24 protein-coding genes are annotated in these 23,319 nt (G+C 70.5%); 9 read left to right on the forward strand and 15 right to left on the reverse strand.

Annotated elements, in window-relative coordinates:
- Positions 1–25 precede the first annotated feature (25 nt).
- The gene (locus ACH34R_RS34305) at positions 26–907 is read right to left on the reverse strand and encodes a DUF6492 family protein (protein ID WP_397565705.1); all 882 of its coding nucleotides are present in this window, start codon (positions 905–907) and stop codon (positions 26–28) included.
- A gap of 220 nt (positions 908–1,127) precedes the next feature.
- Between ACH34R_RS34305 and ACH34R_RS34310 the strand changes: the two genes are divergently transcribed.
- Positions 1,128–1,913, forward strand: a complete 786-nt coding sequence (locus ACH34R_RS34310; protein WP_397565706.1) for a hypothetical protein — start codon at positions 1,128–1,130, stop codon at positions 1,911–1,913.
- A gap of 1 nt (position 1,914) precedes the next feature.
- The gene (locus tag ACH34R_RS34315; protein ID WP_397565707.1) at positions 1,915–3,291 is read left to right on the forward strand and encodes an O-antigen ligase family protein; all 1,377 of its coding nucleotides are present in this window, start codon (positions 1,915–1,917) and stop codon (positions 3,289–3,291) included.
- On the opposite strand, the gene ACH34R_RS34320 is transcribed toward ACH34R_RS34315, so the two are convergent.
- Both ACH34R_RS34320 and ACH34R_RS34325 read right to left on the reverse strand, forming a co-directional pair.
- Complete coding sequence (locus tag ACH34R_RS34320) at positions 3,243–4,124, reverse strand: hypothetical protein (RefSeq protein ID WP_397565708.1); 882 nt, start codon at positions 4,122–4,124, stop codon at positions 3,243–3,245. The two genes, ACH34R_RS34315 and ACH34R_RS34320, sit on opposite strands and share 49 nt — an antisense overlap.
- Positions 4,125–4,135: 11 nt before the next feature.
- A complete protein-coding gene (locus tag ACH34R_RS34325; protein ID WP_397565709.1) occupies positions 4,136–4,678 on the reverse strand; it encodes a dTDP-4-dehydrorhamnose 3,5-epimerase family protein in 543 nt (180 codons plus the stop codon).
- A 28-nt stretch (positions 4,679–4,706) separates the two neighbouring features.
- Here ACH34R_RS34325 and ACH34R_RS34330 point away from each other — a divergent pair, with 28 nt between their 5' ends.
- A complete protein-coding gene (locus ACH34R_RS34330; RefSeq protein ID WP_397565710.1) occupies positions 4,707–5,534 on the forward strand; it encodes a glycosyltransferase in 828 nt (275 codons plus the stop codon).
- 22 nt (positions 5,535–5,556) lie between these two features.
- Here the strand turns inward: ACH34R_RS34330 and ACH34R_RS34335 are convergent, their stop codons facing one another.
- From ACH34R_RS34335 to ACH34R_RS34345, 3 genes are read right to left on the reverse strand one after another with little or no spacing between them, the layout of a single operon-like run.
- A complete protein-coding gene (locus tag ACH34R_RS34335) occupies positions 5,557–6,282 on the reverse strand; it encodes a methyltransferase domain-containing protein (RefSeq protein ID WP_397565711.1) in 726 nt (241 codons plus the stop codon).
- A 41-nt stretch (positions 6,283–6,323) separates the two neighbouring features.
- Positions 6,324–7,544 carry a glycosyltransferase family 4 protein gene (locus tag ACH34R_RS34340; RefSeq protein WP_397565712.1) on the reverse strand — a complete coding sequence of 407 codons (1,221 nt, stop codon included), beginning with the start codon at positions 7,542–7,544 and terminating at the stop codon, positions 6,324–6,326.
- Positions 7,534–8,862 carry a nucleotide sugar dehydrogenase gene (locus tag ACH34R_RS34345; protein WP_397565713.1) on the reverse strand — a complete coding sequence of 443 codons (1,329 nt, stop codon included), beginning with the start codon at positions 8,860–8,862 and terminating at the stop codon, positions 7,534–7,536. The genes ACH34R_RS34340 and ACH34R_RS34345 overlap by 11 nt, the downstream gene beginning before the upstream one ends.
- Before the next feature lie 270 nt (positions 8,863–9,132).
- Between ACH34R_RS34345 and ACH34R_RS34350 the strand changes: the two genes are divergently transcribed.
- Positions 9,133–10,236: an acyltransferase family protein gene (locus ACH34R_RS34350; protein WP_397565714.1), complete on the forward strand. Its 1,104-nt coding sequence runs from the start codon at positions 9,133–9,135 to the stop codon at positions 10,234–10,236.
- On the opposite strand, the gene ACH34R_RS34355 is transcribed toward ACH34R_RS34350, so the two are convergent.
- The 9 genes from ACH34R_RS34355 to ACH34R_RS34395 form a co-directional block, all read right to left on the reverse strand.
- Positions 10,226–11,317, reverse strand: coding sequence for a GNAT family N-acetyltransferase (locus ACH34R_RS34355; RefSeq protein ID WP_397565715.1), 1,092 nt, complete (start codon positions 11,315–11,317; stop codon positions 10,226–10,228). The genes ACH34R_RS34350 and ACH34R_RS34355 overlap by 11 nt on opposite strands.
- Before the next feature lie 2 nt (positions 11,318–11,319).
- Positions 11,320–12,264, reverse strand: a complete 945-nt coding sequence (locus ACH34R_RS34360; RefSeq protein ID WP_397565716.1) for a glycosyltransferase family 2 protein — start codon at positions 12,262–12,264, stop codon at positions 11,320–11,322.
- Between the two features lie 11 nt (positions 12,265–12,275).
- A complete protein-coding gene (locus ACH34R_RS34365) occupies positions 12,276–12,944 on the reverse strand; it encodes a polysaccharide deacetylase family protein (protein ID WP_397565717.1) in 669 nt (222 codons plus the stop codon).
- 56 nt (positions 12,945–13,000) lie between these two features.
- On the reverse strand, positions 13,001–13,951 hold the full coding sequence (locus ACH34R_RS34370) for an NAD-dependent epimerase/dehydratase family protein (protein WP_397565718.1): 951 nt from the start codon (positions 13,949–13,951) through the stop codon (positions 13,001–13,003).
- A 266-nt stretch (positions 13,952–14,217) separates the two neighbouring features.
- The gene (gene thiD / locus ACH34R_RS34375) at positions 14,218–15,021 is read right to left on the reverse strand and encodes a bifunctional hydroxymethylpyrimidine kinase/phosphomethylpyrimidine kinase (protein ID WP_397565719.1); all 804 of its coding nucleotides are present in this window, start codon (positions 15,019–15,021) and stop codon (positions 14,218–14,220) included.
- 51 nt (positions 15,022–15,072) lie between these two features.
- Positions 15,073–16,053 (reverse strand): 2-oxoacid:ferredoxin oxidoreductase subunit beta, encoded by a 981-nt coding sequence (locus ACH34R_RS34380; RefSeq protein WP_397565736.1) that lies wholly within the window; start codon positions 16,051–16,053, stop codon positions 15,073–15,075.
- A gap of 58 nt (positions 16,054–16,111) precedes the next feature.
- Entirely contained in the window at positions 16,112–17,959 is a 1,848-nt protein-coding gene (locus ACH34R_RS34385; protein WP_397565720.1) for a 2-oxoacid:acceptor oxidoreductase subunit alpha, read from the reverse strand.
- A 294-nt stretch (positions 17,960–18,253) separates the two neighbouring features.
- Positions 18,254–18,343 carry a putative leader peptide gene (locus tag ACH34R_RS34390; RefSeq protein ID WP_368773533.1) on the reverse strand — a complete coding sequence of 30 codons (90 nt, stop codon included), beginning with the start codon at positions 18,341–18,343 and terminating at the stop codon, positions 18,254–18,256.
- 105 nt (positions 18,344–18,448) lie between these two features.
- Entirely contained in the window at positions 18,449–20,062 is a 1,614-nt protein-coding gene (locus ACH34R_RS34395; protein ID WP_397565721.1) for a polysaccharide deacetylase family protein, read from the reverse strand.
- Between the two features lie 177 nt (positions 20,063–20,239).
- Here ACH34R_RS34395 and ACH34R_RS34400 point away from each other — a divergent pair, with 177 nt between their 5' ends.
- The 5 genes from ACH34R_RS34400 to ACH34R_RS34420 all read left to right on the forward strand — a co-directional run.
- Positions 20,240–20,611 (forward strand): NADH-quinone oxidoreductase subunit A, encoded by a 372-nt coding sequence (locus ACH34R_RS34400; RefSeq protein WP_397565722.1) that lies wholly within the window; start codon positions 20,240–20,242, stop codon positions 20,609–20,611.
- A 28-nt stretch (positions 20,612–20,639) separates the two neighbouring features.
- On the forward strand, positions 20,640–21,191 hold the full coding sequence (locus ACH34R_RS34405; protein ID WP_397565723.1) for an NADH-quinone oxidoreductase subunit B: 552 nt from the start codon (positions 20,640–20,642) through the stop codon (positions 21,189–21,191).
- Complete coding sequence (locus ACH34R_RS34410; protein ID WP_397565724.1) at positions 21,188–21,739, forward strand: NADH-quinone oxidoreductase subunit C; 552 nt, start codon at positions 21,188–21,190, stop codon at positions 21,737–21,739. The genes ACH34R_RS34405 and ACH34R_RS34410 overlap by 4 nt, the downstream gene beginning before the upstream one ends.
- Positions 21,732–22,685 carry an NADH-quinone oxidoreductase subunit NuoH gene (nuoH, locus tag ACH34R_RS34415; protein ID WP_397565725.1) on the forward strand — a complete coding sequence of 318 codons (954 nt, stop codon included), beginning with the start codon at positions 21,732–21,734 and terminating at the stop codon, positions 22,683–22,685. Before ACH34R_RS34410 ends, nuoH begins: the two co-directional genes overlap by 8 nt.
- Before the next feature lie 81 nt (positions 22,686–22,766).
- A partial coding sequence (locus ACH34R_RS34420; RefSeq protein WP_397565726.1) for a NuoI/complex I 23 kDa subunit family protein occupies positions 22,767–23,319 on the forward strand: 553 nt, incomplete at its 3' end.

Raw genomic sequence — 23,319 nt, forward strand, 5'->3', positions numbered from 1 at the left:
ACACCGGCGCCGCAGGGGCCGCGGGTCAGGACTCCGCGGCCACCTCGGCACAGCGCCGGATGGCGGCCTGCCGCGCGTTGTGCGGGGTGTTGGACTTGGCGGAGATCGCCATCCCCACCGCCTGCGGCCCGAGCCGGTCCGCGAAGGCCACCGCGGTCCGCTCGTCCCAGGGGTCGGGGTCGTAGCTGGTGTGGCAGAACGTGGTGTCGACGGGCGGGGGCTCCTGGCTCTGGCCGAGGACCTCGTCCACGAAGACGCCGTACAGGATGAACTCCGAGATGTGCATCTCGGCGGTGAACGCGTCCAGCCAGTGCCTGCCGGTCACCTCGGTGATCCGGCGCTGCATGGCCCGTACGATCGCCGGCTCCCAGGGGATCATCGGCCCCACGTAGTCGGGCAGCGGCGGCGGGGGCGGCGGCGGCAGGCCGAGCAGCCTGCGGGCCACCTGGTGCCAGATCACATGCCGGGCCATCGACGCGTGCACGCCGTCGTCCTCCCGGTAGAGCACCACCTGCCCGTCGCGGACGAAGCGCTCGGCCGTGGTCGGGCGGACCAGCACCACGTCGGAGTCGGCGATCAGCACGACGTCGGCGTCCATCGTCGCGGTGGCGTGGATCTTGATGGCCTGCTGGGTGATCCAGCCGCGCACCGGCGGCCACGGACGCCGGGCGTTGACGTAGATCTCCGATGCGGGCAGCCGCAGGTAGCGGCCGGGGAGCGCGCGGGAACGGACGCTCACCCGGCAGCGCGGGCCCTGAAACCGGGAGAACAGCCGGAGGTCTCCGGGCGGCACGTAGACATGGTGGATCGTCTCGCCCTGGGTGTGGGTGAGGACGGACTCGTGCAGATCCGCGAAGAGCGGGAGGTCGGGCGGGTAGCTCGGGGTGACGACGGCCAGCTTCGGCATGGGTGGTCGCGTCTCCAGTCCTACGACGTCATGGGCTGTTTGCCTATTCATCATGGTGGTGCCTGAGCGCTGCGACCGGAGTACCGGAAAAGTTGCGTTTCGGTCACGTCGAAGACGTGGAAGAACCGCTGTTCGGAACGTAACATCCGACCGGTCCCGGCCCGATTGCTCTTAGGGGAGACTGTCTGTTCGGCTCCTGTCATCCGGAATGGGGAAGCGAATGGACTTTTGGGGGACGGTCCTCGTTCTGTTCCGGCGCTGGTATCTCTCGGTGCCCGCCTTCGTACTGGCCGTCGGGGCCGCCTTCGGCGTCTACAAGACCGTGCCGGTCACGCACGTCTCCTCCGCGATGCTCGTCCTCACCATTCCGACCAGCGGCGGCAGCCTGCCGAACAACCCGCAGTACCCCAACCCCAAGGTCAACCCGCTGCTCAACTTCGACCACGGGCTGAGCGTGTCGGCGTCGATCCTGATCGCGGCCCTCGGCACCCCCGAGGTGGCGGCCGAGCTGGGCTCGACGCCCGGCGGCACCACCACCTACCGGGCCTTCAACGGCAGCAGCAACCTGGAGTCGCTGGCCACCGGGCCGTTCGTGTTCATCGAGGCGGAGAGCGCCGATCCGGCCGCCGCCAAGGAGATGGTCCGCAAGGTGATCGCCCGCGCCCATGTCGAGCTGGCCGAACGGCAGCGGCGGCTGTCCGCGCCGGAGGCCACCTACATCGAGCTGAGCGAGAGCGTTCCGCCGACCACGCCGCTGGAGCAGGGCACCCGCAAGATGCGCGCGGTGGCGGCGGCGCTCGGGCTGGGCGTGATCTCGGCGCTGACCGTCACCTTCGCCGGGGAGAGCGTGGCCGGCCACCGCCGCGGGCGGCGGTCCCGCGCGCCGGTCGTACCGCCCGATCCGGGGCCCGAGCCGGCCAAGGCCGGTGAGTCCGGGGAGCAGGGGGAGCCCGGCGAACAGGGCACGGGGCTGGTGCGCGTCGGCGCGCCGCCGCCGGGGAGCTGATGTGACGACCCTCACGAGCGAGGCGGAACCGCTCCCCAAGAAGGGCTTCGTGCGCGCCGACGGGGCGACGCTGGCCGTGGTGTTCTCCACCGTGCTGCTGGTGGTCCCGGCCCGGCTGGTCTTCGTCGGGCTGCCGCTGTCCATCACCCCGGCCAACCTGATCAGCCTGATCGCCGCGGCCTGCTGGTTCTTCGCGCACTTCACGCTGGTGCTGAGGATGGCCAAGGGCCGCACGCCGGTGCGCACCGGCCTGTTCGTGTACGGCTCGGCCATGGTCGCCACGTACGGCTTCGCGACCTACCGCTACCTGCCGCCCGACGAGCTGGGCCTGGCCGACCACGCGTTCATCCTGATCATCGCCAACCTCGGCCTGGCCCTGCTGGTCTGCGACGGCGTGCGCGGCGCGGACCGGCTGGACTTCCTGCTCAAGTGCATGGTGCTGGCCGGGGCGTTCATCTCCGTGATCGGCGCGTTCCAATACCTGTTCAACATCGACCTGACCCGCTTCCTGGAACTGCCCGGCCTGCGCTACACCTCCGAGGAGGCGTTCGTCATCGAACGCTCGGGCGGCCGGCGGGTCGGCGCGACGATGGGGCACCCCATCGAGTTCGGCGTGGCCTGCTCGATGCTGCTGCCGATCGCGGTCCACTACGGGAACAAGGCCAAGATGCGCGCCGAGCCGTCGTTGCGCTGGTGGGCGTGCGCGGTGCTGATCGGCCTCGGGCTGATGTTCTCCGTCTCCCGCTCGGCGGTCCTGGGCCTCGGCTGCGTCGCCGTGGTGCTGCTGATCGGCTGGCCGGCCAGGCGCCGGCTGATCGCCCTGGGGGTCACCCTCGGCTTCCTGGTGGTGATCAGGTTCGCCGTACCGGGGCTGCTCGGCACCTTCATCGGCCTGTTCAGCAACCTCGGCAACGACGACAGCATCCGCTACCGCACCCACGACTACGACGTGGCGGCGGCCGAGATCGCCAAGCATCCGTGGCTCGGCCGCGGGGTGGCGACCTGGTACGCGCCCAAGCACCAGGTCTTCGACAACCAGTACATCCTCAACCTGGTGGAGACCGGCTTCATCGGCACCGCCGCGTTCGTGGCGATGTTCGTCGTGGCGATCTACGCGGCGCTGCGCGCCCGGCACCTGAGCACCGACCCCGGCACCCGCGACCTCGGGCTCACCCTGGCCGCGTGCCTGACCGCGCCGCTGATCGGGTCGGCCACCTTCGACCTGCTGGCGTTCGCGACGGTGACCGGCCTCGGCTTCCTGATCATCGGGGCGTGCGGGGCGCTGCACCGCAACGCCCTCGCCGAAGCGGTGCCGGTCCAGAGGCCGGTTCAGGGGCCGTCGCAGGCCAGCGGGCCGACCGTGCCGGTGATCCGGTAGTCCTCGTCGATCCGCACCAGCGTGTTGTCCGCCCACACGGTGTCGCGGCAGTCGGCGACCACCGGGCCGTAGACCCACGACTTGTCCACCAGTTTGTTGTCCCGTACGACCTGGCGGCCCGCCACGTTGCGCACCTGGATGCTGTAGGTCCCGCCCATCACCAGGTTGTCGGTGACGGTGACGTTCTCCTGCCCCTCGTCCACCAGGAAGATCGGCGCGGTGGCGTCCTTGGCGAACCGCTGGTCGATGGTGTTGTGGTGGAAGATCAGGTTCTTGCCGGTCTTGTAGGACTGGATGCCGTCGGAGTGGTCGCCGGGGTTGGAGCACAGCTTGATGTAGGAGTCGCGGATGTCGATGTCGTCGCCCGAGGCCCGGAAGCCGTCGGAGTGGTTCCGGATGTTGACCCGCGTGGCCTTGTACTTCGCCGGGCCGACCCCCGGGGCCTGGTTGCAGCCGCTGGCCGGGCCCACGGTGGAGTCGGAGATCGTGAAGGACGAGAACTTCATGTTGTACTCGCCCCACACCTGACCGTCGATCAGGCTGTTCTTGATCGTGACATTGTCCGCGCCGATCACCAGCTCGCCCTTGACGTGCACGCCGTCCAGCACCGCGCCCGGCGTGTCCACCAGGTGGGCCAGGCCGTCGATGTTCAGCTCCACCTCGGTCAGCTTGCGGCCGGGCGGCAGCCCGGTGCACTTCGGTGTCGGATGGCCCTGGCAGACCGGGGAGGGCGTGGGGGAGGGGGCGCGCGGCGGGGACGGCGCCGCCTGCGGCGTCGCCGTGCAGCCCGCCAGCAACCCGGCCGCGACGATGATCGGGAAAACCCGGCGCATATTCCAGACTCCTACAGTCGTTCGCGCAATTGTGCCCACGAACCCGCGGCACGGTCACGAGCGCTTACCACGGTGACCGGAAGCGGCCACTCGATCGACAATTCAGGGTCGTCGAACCGGACCGACAGATCCTCCGCCGGATCGTGTTCACGGTCGATTCTGTAGCACACGTCGGCGTGCTCGGTGAGCGCCTGAAAACCGTGCAGCATTCCGGGCGGGACGTAAAGTGTGGTGAACGTCTCGTCGTCCAGCCGCACCGAAAACCGCTGCCCGAACGTCGGCGAACCCGGCCGCGTGTCCACCAGGACGTCGAGGATCGCCCCCCGGGCACAGCGCACCAGCTTGGCCTCGCCGCGCCCGGAACGGCCGTGCATTCCGCGTATCGTGCCCCGCACCGAACGCGACTGGCTGTCCTGCACGAAAGCGTGCGGGTCCAATCCCCAGTCCTTGGCGAGAACGTTGTCGAACGTCCGGGTGAACAACCCCCGCTCGTCATGGTGCGGGGTCGGGACGAATAACAAGACGCCATCAAGCGGTGCTTTCTCAGCGCGCATATGAGATCCTTTCCCAAGGGGAGGGAAAATGGCCACTGTAGTGATTCCCGCGCACAACGAGGAAACCGTCGTGGGGGCGGGCGTCAAAACCCTGCTGGACGGTGCGGAGCCGGGTGAGTTCGAGGTCATCGTGGTCGCCAACGCCTGCTCCGACCGCACCGCCGAGGTGGCCAGGAAGGCCGGCGCGCGGGTGGTCGAGACGGCGGAGCCGGGCAAGGCCAACGCGCTGCGGCTGGGCGACGCCGCCTGCCGATCGTTTCCGAGGGTGTACCTCGACGCGGACGTGCGCCTTTCCGCCGCGTCCGCGCGGGCGCTCGTCGCGGCGGCGCGCAGGCCCGGCGTGCTCGCCTGCGCGCCGGTGCCCGACCTGGACATGGCCGGGGTGGGCTGGCTGTCGCGCCGGCTGCACAAGGTCCAGGAGCGGCTGGTGGAGCCGACCAGGGGCCTGGCCGGCACCGGCGTCTACGTGCTGAGCGAGGAGGGCCACGCCAGGGTGTTCCCGATGCCCGACGTGATCTCCGACGACGGCTACGTTCACGCCAGCTTCGCGCCCCACGAGCGGATGGTGGTGACCGAGGCGCGGTCGCTGGTGCGTCCGTCCCGCACGCTGAGCGCCAACCTGAACCGGCGGGTCCGGGTGCGGATGGGCAACCGGCAGCTCGAAGAGCTGGGCCGCCCGGTCAGCGAGCGCAGGCTGTCGCTCAGCGACCTGTGGGGCCTGCTGCGCGCCCGCCGGGTGAGCCCGCTGGACGCCGGGTGCTTCCTGGCCGTGCTCGTCATGGACAAGGCGCTGACCAGGCTGCGGGGCCAGCGCGGCGGCCAGGTGAGCTGGGGGACCGACGCCACCACGCGCTAGCGTCCCGGCCCGCCCGGTGCGGTCACGCACGGGGCTCCAGCAGGTAGACCCGCGTCGACCCGAACACCTCCGGCTTGCCGCGCCCGCGCGCCACCGTGCGCACCGGGCGGAACCTCCCGGTGGCCAGCAGGCGGGCCTCCTCCACGGGGTTGAAGTAGATCAGCCGCACCCGGCGCGGCCGGCGGTCCACCGACTCGATCAGGTTGTCGATCACCCTGCTGAACACCTCGCCGCCGAACGGGTTGTTCATGAACACCGTGTTCACGTCGTCGGGGATCGCGTAGTCCAGCGCGTCGGAGGTGACCAGCCGGACATCGCCGCAGCGCAGCCGGACCCGGGTGCTCTTGAGGTTGGCGCGGGCGATCTCGTTCAGGTGCCGGGACAACTCGACACCGATCACCGTTTTGAACCGGTACCCGGCCGCCGCCTCCAGGACCATGCGGCCCATCCCCGAGCCCAGGTCGAGGAAGACGTCGTCCGGGCCCACCTCGTGTCTGGCCAGCGTGCGGCGCAGCGTCATCCAGTTGGCGGGCGAGTAGTAGGCGCGGTCCTTGTGGGCGAGCCCGAGTTCTTCCAGGTGGACGAACTCGGAGGTGTGCACGCCGTACCGCCACTCGAACAGCAGCTTGGCGGCGGTCCGGCGGAGCCAGGTCCACGGACGGCGGGCCGCCAGCAGCCCGACCGATTCCGTGCCCGCGCACTCCGCGGCGATGTCGACGACGGCGACGGCTTCCAGCAGGACCGTCATGCCCTCCCCTTTCTTCTGCTCCGGCCGCGCGGGCCGGAAGGTCACTCGGGCCGGGTCTGCCCGGCCCCGCCCATGGCGGCCTGGTAGGCCGCGATCAGCGCCTCCCGCGACCGCTCCCACGACAGCGGGCCGGCGACCCGCTCCCGGCCGATCGCGCCCATCCTGGCCCGCTCGTCCGGATCGTCCAGCAGCCTGGCGACCAGCTTGGCGAACTCCAGCTCGTCGTTGCCGGGCGCGTACAGCGCCGCCTCGCCCGCCGACACCCTGGCCTCGCGCAGCTCGAAGGAGACCATCGGCCGGGCCATCGCCATGTACTCCATGACCTTGTTCATGGTGGAGACGTCGTTGAGCGGGTTGAACGGGTCGGGCGACAGGCACACGTCGGCGGTGGACAGGTAGCGCAGCAGGTCCTCGTCGGGGATGCGCCCGGTGAACTCCACCTGCTCGGCCAGCCCCAGCCGCCGGGCCAGCGCCACCATGTCGTCGAAGGTGTCGCCCGCGCCGACGAAGACCGCGTGCCAGTCGTCCCTGCCCACCTCGTCGCGCAGCCTGGCCAGCGCCCGCAGCGCGTAGTCCACGCCGTCCTGCGGTCCCATCACGCCCAGGTAGCACAGCAGGTACGGCTTGCCCTTGCGCAGGCCGGGCTCCTGCGGCACCTGCCTGAAACGCTCCACAGCGGGCGCGCTGCGCACCACGAAGACCTGCTCGGGCCGCTTGCCGCCGCGGGTCAGGGCGACCTGGCGGTAGCTCTCGTTGGTGGCGATCACCACGTCGGCGGCCCGGTACGTCCGGCGTTCCAGGAAGCACACCACGCGGTAGAGGAGGTCCTTGCCGCGGTTGAAGCGGGACAGGTACAGCTCGGGCACCAGGTCGTGCTGGTCGAAGACGAACTTCGCGCCGCGCCGCCGCAGCCCTCCGGCCAGCAGGAAGAACAGGTCGGGCGGGTTGCAGGCGTGTACGACGTCCACGCGCCCGACGCGGCGGGCGAGCCTGCGGGTGTGCCACAGCGCCGCCCCGTACTCCCGCAGGTAACCCAGCGGGCCGCCGGTCGCGGCGCGCAGCGGGTAGCGGTGGATCCGCACCCCGTCGATCTCGGCCTCCGGCTCGGTGTCCCGCTTGGTGCCCTGCGGGCAGATGACGTGGACCTCCCAGCCCGCGTCGCGCAGCGCCAGGCTCTCCTGCCAGACGCGCCGGTCGAAGGGCACCGAGAGGTTCTCGACCAGAATGAGGACCTTGCCGAGCGAGGACGCCTTACCAGCCAAGTCCCACATACCCAGGTCGGGCCCGGCGCGCGGCGGCGTCGGGGAGGCGTACGAGATCGATGATCACCTGGTCCGGGGCGGCCTTGTCCAGGGCGGTCAGCACGTCGGCGTCCGCGCAGCCGGCCACGCAGATCTCCGCGTGGTCCATGACGTCGGTGGCGGAGCTGGTCAGCAGCTCGCCCAGGTGGGGGAGCCGGGCTTCGATGTAGGCGCGGTTGGCGCCCATCAGCCGGGACAGGGAGACGTTGGCGTCGTAGATCCGCAGGTCGTAGCCCTTGCCGAGGAGGCGTTCGGCCAGCTCGACCAGCGGGCTTTCGCGCAGGTCGTCGGTGCCGGGCTTGAAGGAGAGGCCGAACAGGCCGATCCTGCGCCTGCCGTAGGAGGCGATCAGCTCGAACGCGCGGCGCAGGTGCTCCTCGTTGGAGGGCAGCACGTTGGACAGCATCGGTACCGCGACATCGGCCCGGCGGGCCGCGTAGACCAGGCCGCGCAGGTCCTTGGGCAGGCACGAGCCGCCGAAGGCGAACCCGGGGCGCAGGTAGGCCGGGCTGATGTTGAGCTTGCGGTCGGCCAGGAAGACGTCCATGACCTGGTGGGAGTCCAGGCCGAGGGCGCGGCAGACGGCGCCGATCTCGTTGGCGAACCCGATCTTCACCGCGTGGAACGTGTTGTCCACGTACTTCGTCATCTCCGCGACGGAGACCGGCACCCGGAACACCTCACCGGGTAACCCCTCGTACAGCGCGGCGACGGTGTCGCCGCTCTCCTCGTCCAGCTCGCCGATCACGGTCTTGGGCGGCTCGTAGAAGTCGCGGACGCTCGTGCCCTCCCGCAGGAACTCGGGGTTCACCGCCACGCCGAAGTCGATGCCGGGGGTGAGCTGCGACGCCTTGGACAGGATCGGCACCAGTAGTTCCTCGCAGGTGCCCGGGAGCATGGTGCTGCGGAACACCACCGTGTGCCGCGGCTCGCCCGGTGCCCGCGCGGCCAGCGTCCGGCCGATCTGCTCGGCCACCCGCTCCAGGTAGAGCGTGGACAGGCTCCCGTTGGGCGCGGACGGCGTGCCCACGCAGATGAGCGAGACGTCCGACGCCGCGATGGCCTCGGTCACGTCGGTCGTCGCCCGCAGCGCTCTGGAACGTACCACCTCGGCGGTCAGCTCACCGATCCGCTCCTCGACCACGGGGGCCCTGCCGCTCGCGATGAGGGCGACCTTTTCCGGGTTGGCGTCGATGCCGATGACCTGGTGACCGCGCGCCGCCAGGCACGCGGCGGACACCGACCCCACATAGCCCAGACCGAAAACGCTGATCCGCACGCTGAAACCAGCCCCTCCATAGCTCGCGGACTCCGCCGCGGAGCGGGAGGTGAAATATCCGGTGTTCCCCCGACTCCACCGCATATATCGCCGCAGCGTGACGGGTCGTTACGCCGGGGATGGAAAGGGTTTGCCGGGGCCGCGACGGCCGCCGCATCCCGGGATGTGGGTCTAGCATTGTAAGCCCTGATAGTAGGATTTAGCCCGGTATCCGGTCTCGCGGGCGATCGGCTCCCCATTCGTGCTGGACGTTCATCGCTTGAGGGTCTGATGACTGAGGGTCGTACCGGATCACCGCAGGTTACGGGCACCGCCCCGGCGGGACAGGTGCCGGTCAGGCTCCCGTCATTGACCGGATTGCGGTGGTTTGCGGCATTTGTTGTCTTCGGTTTTCACGTACACCACAGCGGGCTTTCCGACGATCAAGTGATCGACCGCTTCCTCTCTGTGCTATTCGGGGCGGGCGCGTCGGGTGTGCCGTTTTTCTTTATTCTGTCGGGGATGGTGCTGACCTGGTCGGCCCGCGAGGGAATGCCGGCGGTCACCTTCTGGCGGCGGCGCGCCGCCCGCGTCCTGCCCAACCACGTGGTCACCTGGGCCGGCACGCTCGCGCTGCTCCTGCTGGCGCGCGAGCAGATCTCCCCCGGCCCCGCGGTGGCCGGCTTGTTCCTGACGCAGGCGTGGATTCCCGACATCGACTACTTCTTCGCGGTCAACACCCCCGCCTGGTCGCTTTCTTGTGAGATGGCCTTCTACGCGGCGTTCCCGCTGCTACTGCCGCTGGTCAAGCGCATCGCGCCGGGCCGGCTGTGGGCGGTGGCCGCCCTGTTGCTGGCCGGGGTGTGGCTGATGCCGCTGGTCACCCTGGTGCTGCCGGTGGGCATCGGCTACTGGCTGGTGTGGATCTTCCCGATTCCCCGGGCGATGGAGTTCGCGCTCGGCATGGTCCTGGCGCGGATGGTGCGCGAGGGCCGCTGGCGCGGTCCGGGACTGGTGCCGTCCGTCGCACTGGTGCTGGTCGCGTACGTCGCGGTGCCCTACGCCCCCGAGGCGTGGAAGTGGGTGGCGTGGATGACCGGCCCGTACGCGGTGCTGATCGCCGCCGCGGCGGTGTCCGATGTGCGGGGGAGCCGGTCCGTGCTGCGCCGCCGGGCGCTGGTCTGGCTCGGCGAGGTGTCGTTCGCCTTCTACCTGGTGCACCAGGGCGTCATCCGGCTGGTCGTGTGGGCCGTGGGAGACGACCTGCCGCCGTCGCTGGAGGTGGCGGGCATGCTGGCGATGCTGGCGCTCACCCTGCTCGGGTCGTGGGCCCTCTACCGGCTGGTCGAGCGCCCGCTGGAACGACGGCTGGGCCGCCCCCGCCTCACCGGCTGATGGAGCGCAGCGAGCGTACCGCCCGGCGCAGCGCCGGGGCCAGCGGCGAGCGCTTCACCGCCGCCTGAACCGCGAGGCCCGCCCGCCGTACCAGCCGGCCGGTCGCGCCCTTGGTCACCATGCCCTGGCTCACCGTGTACTCGCCGGTCTTGGCCCGCCGCTTGTAGTCGTCGTCGCCGCGCCCGAGGTCGATGCGGGTCAGCCCCAGCTCAGGAGCGGCGGCCAGCACCTCGCGCAGCAGGATCCAGCCCGGCGACAGGGTGCCGAAGGCCGGGTCGTAGACCGGGAACCACCAGTGCAGCACGCCACCCGAGCGCATCCCGAAGTGCGCGGCCAGCAGGTGCGGCCCGGCGTGGACCGTGGACAGCATCCCGGAGAAGCCCGGCCCGCTGGTGTGCAGCAGCCGGGTGATCAGCTCGCGGCGGCCCGGCATCGCGAAGTAGTCGCGCACCCCGGTCGCGGCGTACTGCTCGCGCTTGCGGTCGATCACCCGCGCCAGGGACTCCTCGTCCACCGCCTGCGCCTCGAAGCGGACCGGCCCGAGTTCGCGCCCGGCCTTGTTGGTGCCCCGCCGCGCCTCGGCCATCTTGTCCTTGCCGCTGCGCGAGGCCCTGCCCAGGTAGCCGTCGAGCCCGCCGGTCGTGTCGACGTACGGCGACACCATCCGCGACTCCACCCACGGCTCGAACTCCTCCAGCCCGGCCAGGCCGTCCCGCAGGTGGTCGAAGGCGTACTGCCGCACGCCGCCCGCCAGCAGCCCGGCGACCGGGAACGCGAAGCCCGGCTCGGCGATCGGCCCCTGAAAGTCGGCGCCCGGCCAGCCCACCGGCCGGATCAGGGAACGTTCCCTATGGTGGGGCAGCAGCCCGCGGACCCGCCCGGCCGCGTCGCGGCCGACCGCCACCAGCACCTCGTTGCCGGTGGCATGGACGGCGGCGGCGAACTCCGGATGGAAGCAGGGACTGTCGAGCCGGGGGTCGGCGGCCCGGATCGCGTGCCAGGCGTCCAGTTCCTCGGCTCCCAGGGCGTCGTAGCGGACCGTTCGCAGGGTGGTCAGGGTCGTGCTCCCGTCTGGGGCCATGGCTAGGGCATGCGGACGCGTGAGGGCCGCAGCAGCGCCGCGACGCTGGCCCGGGAGGTACGCCGGCCCGCCACGGCCCGCAGCGACTCCCCGAGGATCACCGCCAGGTAGTAGGGCACCGCGGGCAGCGCCCCGCGCCGTTTGCGGAACAGCCGCACCTTGTTGACCACCAGCAGCGCGGCCAGCGCCGGGCTGGTCCCGGAGTCGCCGCCGATGTGCTCGACCACCGCCGACGGCTCGTACCAGAGCGTCCAGCCCTTGTCGGCGGCGCGCAGGGCGTACTCGGTCTCCTCGCTGTAGAGGAAGAACGACTCGTCCCACGGGCCGACCTCGCGCAGCGTCCGCACCGAGATCATCATCGCCGCGCCGGTCGCCCACGGCCACACCGCGCCCTGCGGCCCGTCGTAGTCGCGCGGGTCGGTGGACATCTCGCCGAGCGTGCCGATCCGGCCCGCCCGGCCGCCGCCGATCAGCCCGGTGACCAGCGCTCTGAAGATCGCCGGGGTGCGGTGCAGCGAGTGTTGCAGCGAGCCGTCCGGGTTGACCAGCTTGGGGGCGGTGATCCCGCGCCCGGCCGGGCCGAGGGCCTGCGCCAGGGTGGTCAGCGTGCCGGGGCGCACCCGGCAGTCCGGGTTGAGCACCATCACGGCGTCGAGCGCGCCGAGGTCGAGCGCCGCCACGCCGGCGTTGATCGCCGCGGCGTACCCGGCGTTCCTGCCGACCTGCACGACGCGGACCGGCAGGCCCTCGCCGGCCGCCCGTTCGGCGATGGCGACCGAGTCGTCGGCGGAGGCGTTGTCGGCGACCACCACGCTGGTGAGCCGCGCGTCCCGGGCGCCGGCCGGCAGCGACGCCAGGCAGTCGCCGATGACGGCGGCGCTGTTGTAGGTCACGATGACCACGGCGATCCGCGGGCCCTCGTGATCCGTTGCCACATGCTCGGACATGGCCTCCTCCCTCAGCCTCGTAACCGCTTGAAGGCGCGCGCCGCGCTCCCGCGGGCGCGGCCGTACACCGATGGGGTGCCGTTGAGCACCCGGTCGAGCCAGTCCTGGTCGAGGTCGGGGCCGATGCTGGTGCGGGTCTGGAGCCAGGTACCGGGCCTGGCCCGCCCGCCGTCGCTGGTGTAGGCGCGGGTGATCTTCGCATCGCGCATCCTGCGCAGCACGTGACGGTCGTAGGAACCGAACGGGACGGCCACCCGCGACACCGGGTGCCCGACCAGGCCGGCCAGCACCCGCCCGGCCTCGATCATCTCCCGCTCGACGTCCTCGGGGCTCAGGAGCCGCCAGTCGCGGTGCGACCAGCCGTGCGACCCGATCCGCATGCCCGCCGCGGTCAGCTCGCGCACGCCGTCCGCGTCCACTCTGCCGGGCTCGCCGAGCAGGCCCGCGCACACGAAGAACTCCGCGGTCAGCCCGCGTTCGAGCAGCCTGGGCAGGGCGATCTCGACGTCGGAGGCGTTGCCGTCATCGAAGGTGATCCGCACGTCGCCGCGGCCGACGGCCGCGTCGAGCATGCGCTCGAACTGCTCCACCTCGACCCAGACGTGATCCTCCCCGGGATCCAGCTCGCGTACGACGGGACCGATTCCGTGCACCGTGATGTTGACGATCGAACCCGCCATTTCCCCACCCTCGCATCCCCGGCTCACCGTCATATCGGGCTGTGCGGCGTCCGGCGTTACACGTCATCGGGTGGCAGGCCGTCCGATCTGGAACGGTCCGCGTACCACGCCACGGTGGCCCGCAGACCCTCCGCCAGCGGCGTGACCGGACGCCAGCCGAGCACTTCGGCGGCGGCGGCGACGTCGGCGATCTGGGGGTTGTCCAGCGGGCGGTCCGGCAGCGCGCCGAACCTCGGCCGGCCCGCCCCGCCGATGATCCGCGTGATCCGCTCGACGGTCTCCCTGATCGACACCCGCCGGCCGGAGCCGATGTCGAAGACCTGCCCGGCGGCCTTCTCTGCGGACGCCGCCGCGACGAACGCGTCCGCCACGTCGTCCACATAGACCCAGTCGATCATCCGGGTGCCGCTGGACAGCTCCGGGTCGCGGCCTTGCAACAGCGCCCGGGTCACGTACGGCACCAGCCGCCGCGGCTCGTCCCTGCCCGGCCCGTAGACCATGGCCACCCGGAGCACGGTCACCGGGACGTCCCACAGCCCGTGGAACATCCGCGCGTAACCGGTGGCGGCCCACTTGGCCGCCGCGTACGGCGAGCACGGCACCGCGTCGCCCTCCCGGGCCTCCTCGACCGACCCCGCGAGCACCACCCTGGTCCCCGTCCCGGCCCCGGCGACCGCGGACATCAGGTTGACCGCGGCGGCCAGGTTGGCGTGCATGGTGGGCAGCACCGCGTTGTGGTCTCTGGTGCCGGTGACCTCGCTGGCCAGGTGGAACAGCACATCGGGGCGCGCGGCCCTGATCAGGTTGCCCGCGGCCTCCGGATCGGTGAGGTCGGCGGTGTGCCAGACCTCTCCAGCCGCCTGCGCCTGCGGCCTGCGGCTGACAGCGTGTACCTCGGCGTCCAGCGCGGCCAGCCTGGCGACCAGGCGGTCTCCGATGAAGCCGGTGGCGCCGGTGACGAGCGCCCGCTTGCCGTACCAGTCCCATGGTCCCTCGACGGGGGCCATCCGGATCCTCCTCACGGATTCGGCATCGGCGAACGCACTCACATTAGTCGGGTAGTTGGGGCGGTGGAACAGGAATCGGCTTGAATTCGGGTGTATCGATTCGTTTACCCAGGTCAGCGCCGATGTAGTGACCTCATCCGGACGGCCTGCACGCTTTCTCCGGAGGGTCGGGCGAGATCATCGAAATTCCACGTCCGAAAATAGATAATGCGTGGAATTCTTTCTCAGATATGAAGCCTTTTCAGGTCACCAGATGGCGATTCAGGTCACCAGATGGCGTGGAAATGGTGGACCGGCCCGCGGCCGTGCCCGACCGCGAGCGTGTCGGCCGCGCGCAGCGCGCCGGTCAGGTAGTCCTTCGCCGCGCGGACCGCGTCCGGCCACCCCTCGTGGCGCGGACGCAGCGCGGCGATCGCCGACGACAGCGTGCAGCCGGTGCCGTGCGTGTTGCGGGTCGGCACCCGCGGCGCGGTCAGCTCGATCTCCTCCTCGCCGGTCAGCAGGAGGTCCACGCACTCCTCGCCGTCCAGGTGGCCGCCCTTGAGCAGCACCCGCCGCACGCCCAGCCCGAGCAGCCGCCGGGCCTGGTCGCGCATCTCGTCGAGGGTCTTGGCCTCCGGCTCGCCGAGCAGGTCGGCGGCCTCGGGCAGGTTGGGGGTGATCAGGTCGGCCAGCGGCAGCAGCTCATCGCGCAGCGAGGCCACCGCCTCGACGGCGAGCAGCCGGTCGCCGCTCTTGGCCACCATCACCGGGTCGAGCACGACGTACGGCGGACGGTAGGTCCGCAGCGCCGAGGCGACCGCCCGGGTCACCCGGGCGTCGCTCAGCATGCCGATCTTCACGGCGTCCGCCGGAACGTCGGTCAGCAGCGTGTCGAGCTGCTGGGTGACGAACTCGGCGGGCACCTCATGGATGGCGCGCACGCCGGTGGTGGTCTGCGCGACGAGCGCGGTCACCACCGTCATGCCGTACGCGCCGAGCGCGGAGAACGCCTTCAGGTCGGCCTGGATGCCCGCACCGCCGCTCGGGTCGGTGCCTGCGATGGACAGCACCTTCGGAATGCCGGTCACGGGAATCCTCTCTCGCGGGCCGATCTGGCTTCGCCGGCCGATCCGCTTTGGCTAGCCGATCCGCCAGGTGTCTCCGCCGTGCAGCAGCTTGTGCAGGTCGCCCCGCCCGCCGGCCTGCGCCTGCTCCAACTGCTCGCTCATGAGCTGGTCGTAGGAGGGCCGGTCCACGCTGCGGAAGACCCCGATCGGAACGTGCTCGAAAGCCGGCTCGTCCAGCCTGGACAGCGCGAACGCCACCGACGGGTCGGGATGGTGGGCGTCGTGGACCAGGATCTCCGACTCCGGCACCGAGGCGCGGTCCACGACCTCCAGCCCGCCGCCGGGGGCCCGGCGCACCGCCTTGGACGCGCTCACGATCGGCTGCCCGTGCTCCAGGCGCAGCGTGATGTCGTCGCGCAGCCCAGGGTCCTTGAGCTGCTCGAAGGCGTTGTCGTTGTAGATGTTGCAGTTCTGGTAGATCTCCACCAGCGAGGTGCCGCGGTGGCTCGCCGCCTCGCGCAGCACCGAGTGCAGGTGCTTGCGGTCGGAGTCGATGGTCCGCGCCACGAACGACGCCTCCGCGCCGACGGCCAGGGAGATCGGGTTGAACGGCTTGTCCAGCGACCCCATCGGCGTGGACTTGGTGATCTTGCCGACCTCCGAGGTCGGGCTGTACTGGCCCTTGGTCAGACCGTAGATCCTGTTGTTGAACAGCAGGATGTTGAGGTTGATGTTGCGGCGCAGCGCGTGGATCAGGTGGTTGCCGCCGATCGACAGCGCGTCACCGTCACCGGTGATCACCCACACGCTGAGGTCGGGCCGCGAGGCGGCCAGGCCCGTGGCGATCGCGGGCGCGCGGCCGTGGATCGAGTGGAACCCGTAGGTGTTCATGTAGTAGGGGAAGCGGGAGGAGCACCCGATGCCCGAGACGAACACCATGTTCTCCCGCCGCAGCCCCAGCTCCGGCACGAAGCTCTGCACCGCGGCCAGGATGGCGTAGTCACCGCAGCCGGGGCACCAGCGGACCTCCTGGTCGGACTTGTAGTCCTTCATGGTCTGCTTGGCGTCGGTCCGGGGCACCAGCGCCAGCCCGCGGCCGTTGAGGGTGGTCTCACTCACTGTCGATCACGTCCTGGATCACTCCCGCCAGCTCCTCCGCCTTGAACGGCAGGCCGCGCACTCGGTTGTAGCTGATGACATCGACCAGGAACCGGGCGCGCAGCAGCAGCGCGAGCTGGCCGAGGTTGATCTCCGGCAGGAGCACCTTGTCGTAGGACTTGAGGACCTCGCCGGTGTTCTTGGGCAGCGGGTTGAGATGCCGCAGATGTGCCTGGGCGACCTTGCCGCCCGCCCGCCGTACCCTGCGGGCCGCGGCGGCGATCGGGCCGTACGTCGAGCCCCAGCCCAGCACCAGCACGCGGGCGTCGCCGTCGGGGTCGTCGACTTCGAGGTCGGGCACGTCGATGCCGTCGATCTTCGACTGACGCAGCCGGACCATCGTGTCGTGGTTGCCGGGGTCGTAGGAGATGTTGCCCGTGACGTCGGCCTTCTCGATGCCGCCGATGCGGTGCTCCAGGCCCGCGGTGCCGGGCACCGCCCACGGCCTGGCCAGGGTCTGCGGGTCGCGCCTGAAGGGGTGGAAGGTCTCGCCGTCGTCGCCGTTGGGGGCGGTCGCGAAGCCGGGGGTGATGACCGGCAGCGCGGCGACCTCGGGGATCCGCCACGGCTCGGAGCCGTTGGCCAGGTAGCCGTCGGACAGCAGGATCACCGGCGTGCGGTAGGTCACCGCGATCCGGGTCGCCTCGATGGCCGCGTGGAAGCAGTCGCTCGGGGTGGCGGCGGCCACGATCGGCACCGGCGACTCGCCGTTCCTGCCGAACATCGCCATCAGCAGGTCGGCCTGCTCGGTCTTGGTCGGCATGCCGGTGCTCGGGCCGGCGCGCTGCACGTCGACCAGGATGAGGGGCAGCTCCGTGGTGACCGCGAGGCCGACCGTCTCGCCCTTCAGCACCACGCCCGGGCCGCTGGTCGTGGTCACGCCGAGCGCCCCGCCGAACGCCGCGCCGAGCGCGGCGCCCACGCCGGCGATCTCGTCTTCGGCCTGGAAGGTGCGCACCCCGAAGTCCTTGTGCCTGGACAGCTCGTGCAGGATGTCGGAGGCCGGCGTGATCGGGTAGGACCCGAGGAAGAGCGGCAGCCCCGACTGCACCGAGCCGGCGACCAGCCCGTAGGCGAGGGCCTGGTTGCCGGAGATGTTGCGGTAGACGCCCGGTTCGAGCTTGGCCGGCTTGACCTCGTAGGAGACCGAGAACGACTCGGTGGTCTCGCCGTAGTTCCAGCCCGCCTGGAAGGCCGCGATGTTGGCCTTGGCGATGACCGGCTTCTTGGCGAACTTGGTCTCCAGGAACTGGATGGTCGCCTCGGTGGGCCGGTGGTACAGCCAGGACAGCAGGCCGAGGGCGAACATGTTCTTGGCCCGCTCGGCGTCCTTCTTGGACATGTCGAAGCCCTCGAGCGCGCCGACCGTCAGGGACGTGAGCGGTACGGCGTGCACGCGCCACTCGGCCAGCGAGTCGTCGTCCAGCGGGCTCGCCGCGTAGCCGACCTTGGCCAGGTTGCGCTTGGTGAACTCGTCGGTGTTGACGATGATGTCGGCGCCCTTGGGCAGATCGCCCAGGTTGGCCTTGAGCGCCGCCGGGTTCATCGCGACGAGGACGTTGGGGGCGTCGCCCGGGGTGAGGATGTCGTGGTCGGCGAAGTGAAGTTGGAAGCTGGAGACTCCGGGCAGCGTGCCTGCGGGGGCGCGGATCTCGGCCGGGAAGTTGGGCAGCGTGGACAGGTCGTTGCCGAACTCCGCGGTCTCTGCGGTGAAACGGTCGCCCGTCAACTGCATGCCGTCGCCCGAGTCACCGGCGAACCGGATGATCACGCGGTCGAGTTGCTGAACCTGCTTGGTCACAGCTCAGTCCTCCTCGACGCGCAGGGGCGCCGCTGGTTGTGGCATGTTCTTCGGTTCCATGCTAGATCCCTTGGGATGGCGCGTATCTCGTTCGCGTACCACTCTCGGAGAGTGTGACGTACGTCGCAGATTCTCCGGGCCCGCTGACCCGGGGCTAGCGGGCGGAACTTGCGTGCTCCGGGCGCGTGGCGGGGGCGAACCCCGGGGGCGTCCCGCTCGGGCGTGGCGCATGACGGAACAGGGCCGTCGGTGCGTTTTGTGCGGATCGTGGCGGGTTTTGGATCGCCGGAGCTGTCACGACCGCGGAAAGTAGCCGCGACACAGCCCCGACGCGAGCCGGCACAGGTCCACGTGCAGGCGAGCGAAAAGGACGGTTCGGGTCACGAGCCCTAACTATATGACCCCTGTGGCGATGGGCGGCGACTGGACCGGTGCCTTGCCGTACGCCATCAGCCGCCCACACCCCGTTATGCTCCCGTAATTCCCCCGTTATGCCGACCGGTGCCCCCCTGAGTGGGAAGTTGTGACCTCTGGCATTTCTGGATGGTGCTCGTGGTGCTGTTCACCGAGCGGCGCTTCGCCGGGCACGAGCGCCCGCCGGAGAAGGCTCGCCTCCCGCGGCCGGCCGCTCACACCGGGCTCGGCGCCTGGTGACACGGTCCTGCCCGCATAGTAAGTCCGTCCCGGCTCCATCGCATCCAGCCCGTCCAATTCCGGCACGGTGACGAAGTTGTATCCACGCTTTCCGAGTTCGGTGAGAATGCCGGGCAGGGCGTCCAGTGTCGGCCGGTAGACGTCGTGCATGAGGACGATCGCCCCCGGTGCGGCCCCGGCGACCGCGCGGCGCTCGATCGCCCGGCTGTCCCGGTCGCGCAGGTCGCGGGTGTCCACGTTCCACTTCACCACGCTCAGCCCCATCTTCTCGGCCACCCTGCTCACCTCCGGCCCCATCGACCCGTACGGCGGGCGCATCAGCGTCGGCACCTGGCCGACCACCGACGCCACCGCGCTCTGGGTACGGCTGAGCTGCTCCGAGAGCGTCGGGGTGCCCAGTGAGCTGAGGTTGCGGTGAGACCAGGAGTGGTTCGCGACGAGATGACCGTCGTCCCGCATCCGCCGCAGATCCTCCGGCTGGGCCGCGGCGTTGGCGCCCAGTGTGAAGAACGTGGCTCTGGCCCCGTGCCGGGCCAGCACGGCCAGCACGTCGGCGGTGTAGCGGCCGGGGCCGTCGTTGAAGGTCAGCGCGACGCACTTGACGCGGGTGCAGTCCACCGTCCCCTGCTCGTTGCTGAACGCCTTGGGCGGCGCTTCGGCGAACGCCCGCATCGGCGGCCCGTCCCAGGCCCGCCTGGGCGCCTCCTCGGTCGCCAGCCGGGCGTGCCTGCCCGCCGCGGACAGCAGCGGGTCGGCCTCCTCGCGCGGTACCGCGACGGCCACCCGGCCCAGCGAGACCGGGCCGACCTGGCCGTCGTCGAACTCCACCACCAGGTCGCCGTGCCGGTTGAAGGCGATCGAGTCGAACATCGCCTCTGTCGGGGTGATGGCCTGCACGTTCACCTGAGGGGAGCGCGGGGCGAGCCGCTGCTTGACCATCCCCGCGAGGGTGGACAGCGCCTCGCGGTCGCGGAGCAGCCTGGCCGAGCCGAGCGAGTCCTTGCCGGCGTGGTGGTACCACAGGGTGCGGGTGGAGTTGCGCCAGCTCAGCCCGCTGTACTCCCCGGACCGCAGCCGCACGCCGACCATGTCGGAGGACAGAGCGGTGATCTGCCACTCCACATTGAACTCCCGCGTCGGACCGGTCTTGCCGCGCTTGCCGGTGAACGCGCGGACCTGCCGGGCCACCTCCTCGCGGAGCCGGTCCGTCAGGGCGGGGGCCCCGGGCAGGCTCGGGTAGGTGACGTGGATCCGGCTGCCGGTGGTGCCGGCGATCGTGCGGGTGTCGATGCCGTCCACGCGGGCGGGGTCGACGAACTCCATCATCGTGGGGTCCGAGGGCAGCGGGGCCCCTGCGGGGTCGGTGGCGGGGGAGACGTCCATGCCACCGCAACCGGTCGCGATCGCGGTGATGAGCGCGATTCCTCCGGCCAGTCGGATGGTTCGCATGGTGGTTGAGGCTAGGGATCCGGCCGGGTGATTTGTGGCCACTTGTCATGAATTGGTGGGAAGTGGGGGGATGCTTTTACGCGGCGTTCCCGGACGATGGGCGGGCCCTGTCCGGCCTTGGCAGGTGGGTCGCCGGCGCGTCTGGGAAAGCCCCGGCGGCGGGGTTACGATCGGCCCATGGGCGGATACTTCGGCTCCTACGCGCTGATCGTCGTGCTCTTCGCGATCGGCGCGGTAGTCGTCGCCGCGGCCCTGTTCGCCAACCGGATGCTCCGCCCCAGCCGTCCCACGCCTGAGAAACTGACCTCCTACGAGTGCGGTGTCGATCCCGTGGGGGAGGGCTGGGCGCAGTCGCAGGTCCGGTACTACGTCTTCACGTACCTTTATGTGGTGTTCGCGGTAGATGCCGTCTTCCTGTTCCCGTGGGCTACCGTCTACGCCGCGCCCGGCTTCGGGATGACGACACTGGTGGAGATGTTCCTCTTCCTGGGATTCATCGCGCTCGGCATCCTCTACGCGTGGCGCAAGCGCGTGCTCGCCTGGACCTGATCCGGGCGGGCCGGACGGAAGGAGAACGATGGCCAAGGCGGACCTGCCGATGCCCACCCCGATGCCCACCGTGGGCCCGGTGTCGCGGCTCGCCCCCAAACCCATGCGGTTCATCCTCAACTGGGGGCGGCGCTATTCGCTGTGGGTGTTCAACTTCGGGCTGGCCTGCTGCGCGATCGAGTTCATCGCGACCTCGATGAGCAGGCACGACTTCATCCGGTTCGGCGTGATCCCGTTCGCCAACGGCCCCAGGCAGGCCGACCTGATGATCGTCGCGGGCACGGTGACCGACAAGATGGCCCCCGCCATCAAGCGGCTCTATGAGCAGATGCCCGACCCGAAGTACGTGATCTCCTTCGGCGCGTGCTCCAACTCCGGCGGCCCGTACTGGGACTCCTACGCCGTCACCAACGGCGTCGACCAGATCATCCCGGTCGACGTCTACGTGCCCGGCTGCCCGCCGCGCCCCGAAGCGCTCCTGCACGGCATCATCAAGCTCCAGGAACAGATCGCCGGTGAGACGCTGAGCGACCGTTACGTATGGTCGCGGTCCCACCAGGGCGGGGAGGCCGGATCGTGAGCGACGACGCCGCGCGCGCCCTCGCCGAACGGTACGGCGAGCGGGTGCGGGTCACCGAGTCCTTCGGTGAGACCACCGCCGACGTGCCCGCCGAGCTGTGGCCCGATCTGCTCACCTTCGCCCGCGACGAGCTGGGGTGCGAGTTCTTCGACTGGCTGACCGGCGTGGACGACCCGCCCGAGGCGTTCTCCGTGGTCGCGCACGTCTACGCCCCCGCAGGCCGTACCCACCTGCTGGCCCGCACCTCCGTGCCCCGCGCCGACCCCCGCCTGCCCAGCGTGACCGGCGTCTACCGGGGCGCGAACTGGCACGAGCGGGAGACCTTCGAGATGTTCGGAGTGATCTTCGAGGGGCACCCCCACCTGGTGCCGCTGCTGCTTCCGGACGGCTTCGAGGGCCACCCGCTGCGCAAGGACTTCGTCCTGGCCGCCCGGGTCGCCAAGGCGTGGCCGGGAGCCAAGGAGCCCGGCGAGTCCGACCACGGCTCGCCGAGCCGGCGCAAGACCCTTCCCCCTGGCGTTCCCCCCGATTGGGGTCGCGATGGCTGAAGTGCTCGACGTCCTGGTCCGGATCGCGTCGGTCTTGGTCGCGTTCCTGCTGCTGCCGCTGATCGTGGGCCAGGCCGAGCACAAGGTCATGGCGCACATGCAGGCCCGCCTCGGCCCGATGTACGCGGGCGGCTTCCACGGCTGGGCCCAGTTGATCGCCGACGGCGTGAAGTTCATGCAGAAGGAGGACATCATCCCGCGGGCCGCCGACCGCCGGGTGTTCGCCCTCGCCCCCGGCGTCTCGCTGGTCCCCTACCTGGTGGTGATGGCCGCCATCCCGATCGGCCCCGGCCTGGTCGCCGCCGACCTCGACGTCGGGCTGTTCTTCGTGCTCGCGGTGATGGGCATCGGCGTGCTGGGCTCGATCATGGCCGGGTGGTCCTCGGGCAACAAGTACTCCCTGCTCGGCGGCATGCGCTCGGCGGCCCAGCTCATGTCCTACGAACTCCCGCTCGTGCTCGCCGCCTCCTCCGTCGCGATGGCCGCGGGCACGCTCTCCCTGTCCGGCATCGTGGACGCCTGGCAGTGGTGGTGGCTGCCCTGGCAGGCGGCCGGCGGCGTGGTCTTCTTCATCGCCGGGCTGGCGGAGCTTCGCCGCCCGCCGTTCGACATGCCCATCGCCGAATCCGAGCTGATCATGGGGCACATGACGGAGTACACCGGCATGCGGTTCGCGCTGTTCATGCTGGCCGAGTACGTCGGCATCGTGGTCCTGTCCGCCCTCACGGCCGTACTGTTCCTGGGCGGCTGGCACGGGCCGCTGCTGCCGGGGCCGGTGTGGATGCTGGTGAAGGTGGCGCTGCTGTCGTTCGTGGTGATCTGGCTGCGGGTCAGCTACCCGCGCCTGCGCGAGGACCAGTTGCAGAAACTGGCCTGGATCGGCCTCGTCCCCGTCGCGCTCGGCCAGCTCGCACTCACTGGCCTGGTCAAAGTCCTCATCGTGTGACGGTCAAGGTTTCCGGGGAAAACGCGCGGACGGGTGCTGTGGCATTCACCTTCGGGGCAAGGTGCGCCATGATGTTGAGTCGTGGCGCACATACCGGGAGTAGGACTGGCCAAAGGGCTGTCCGTCACGCTGCGGCACATGCTGAGCAGGTCGGTCACTCAGCAGTACCCCGAGGTGAAGCCCGACCTGCCGCCGCGCAGCCGTGGCGTGATCGCCCTCGTCGAGGAGAACTGCACGGTCTGCATGCTCTGCGCCCGTGAGTGTCCCGACTGGTGCATCTACATCGACTCGCACAAGGAGACGCTGCCCGCGCCGGAGGGCGGCCGCCCCCGGGCCCGCAACGTCCTCGATCGCTTCGCGATCGACTTCTCGCTGTGCATGTACTGCGGGATCTGCATCGAGGTGTGCCCGTTCGACGCGCTGTTCTGGTCGCCGGAGTTCGAGTACGCCGAACACGACCTCGGCGACCTCCTCCACGAAAAGGACCGCCTGCGCGAGTGGACGGACACCGTCCCCCCACCACCCCCACACGACCCCACCGCCGATCCCCCCAAAGAACTCACCGCCACCTCCCGCCCCCAACGCCCCACCCCACCGCGCCCCCAGACCCCCAACCCACCCCCCACGCCCCCAC

Source organism: Spongiactinospora sp. 9N601 (genome assembly GCF_044326295.1).
GTDB classification, from domain to species: Bacteria; Actinomycetota; Actinomycetes; order Streptosporangiales; family Streptosporangiaceae; genus Spongiactinospora; species Spongiactinospora gelatinilytica.

What these genes read in the sequence shown, in the direction of transcription:
- ACH34R_RS34305 (WP_397565705.1), bottom strand. Translation starts at nt 907, where the DNA reads ATGCCGAAGCTGGCCGTCGTCACCCCGAGCTACCCGCCCGACCTCCCG.
- ACH34R_RS34310 (WP_397565706.1), top strand. Translation starts at nt 1,128, where the DNA reads ATGGACTTTTGGGGGACGGTCCTCGTTCTGTTCCGGCGCTGGTATCTC.
- ACH34R_RS34320 (WP_397565708.1), bottom strand. Translation starts at nt 4,124, where the DNA reads ATGCGCCGGGTTTTCCCGATCATCGTCGCGGCCGGGTTGCTGGCGGGC.
- ACH34R_RS34325 (WP_397565709.1), bottom strand. Translation starts at nt 4,678, where the DNA reads ATGCGCGCTGAGAAAGCACCGCTTGATGGCGTCTTGTTATTCGTCCCG.
- ACH34R_RS34330 (WP_397565710.1), top strand. Translation starts at nt 4,707, where the DNA reads ATGGCCACTGTAGTGATTCCCGCGCACAACGAGGAAACCGTCGTGGGG.
- ACH34R_RS34335 (WP_397565711.1), bottom strand. Translation starts at nt 6,282, where the DNA reads ATGACGGTCCTGCTGGAAGCCGTCGCCGTCGTCGACATCGCCGCGGAG.
- ACH34R_RS34350 (WP_397565714.1), top strand. Translation starts at nt 9,133, where the DNA reads ATGACTGAGGGTCGTACCGGATCACCGCAGGTTACGGGCACCGCCCCG.
- ACH34R_RS34355 (WP_397565715.1), bottom strand. Translation starts at nt 11,317, where the DNA reads ATGGCCCCAGACGGGAGCACGACCCTGACCACCCTGCGAACGGTCCGC.
- ACH34R_RS34360 (WP_397565716.1), bottom strand. Translation starts at nt 12,264, where the DNA reads ATGTCCGAGCATGTGGCAACGGATCACGAGGGCCCGCGGATCGCCGTG.
- ACH34R_RS34365 (WP_397565717.1), bottom strand. Translation starts at nt 12,944, where the DNA reads ATGGCGGGTTCGATCGTCAACATCACGGTGCACGGAATCGGTCCCGTC.
- ACH34R_RS34370 (WP_397565718.1), bottom strand. Translation starts at nt 13,951, where the DNA reads ATGGCCCCCGTCGAGGGACCATGGGACTGGTACGGCAAGCGGGCGCTC.
- ACH34R_RS34380 (WP_397565736.1), bottom strand. Translation starts at nt 16,053, where the DNA reads ATGAAGGACTACAAGTCCGACCAGGAGGTCCGCTGGTGCCCCGGCTGC.
- ACH34R_RS34395 (WP_397565721.1), bottom strand. Translation starts at nt 20,062, where the DNA reads ATGCGAACCATCCGACTGGCCGGAGGAATCGCGCTCATCACCGCGATC.
- ACH34R_RS34400 (WP_397565722.1), top strand. Translation starts at nt 20,240, where the DNA reads ATGGGCGGATACTTCGGCTCCTACGCGCTGATCGTCGTGCTCTTCGCG.
- ACH34R_RS34405 (WP_397565723.1), top strand. Translation starts at nt 20,640, where the DNA reads ATGGCCAAGGCGGACCTGCCGATGCCCACCCCGATGCCCACCGTGGGC.
- nuoH (WP_397565725.1), top strand. Translation starts at nt 21,732, where the DNA reads ATGGCTGAAGTGCTCGACGTCCTGGTCCGGATCGCGTCGGTCTTGGTC.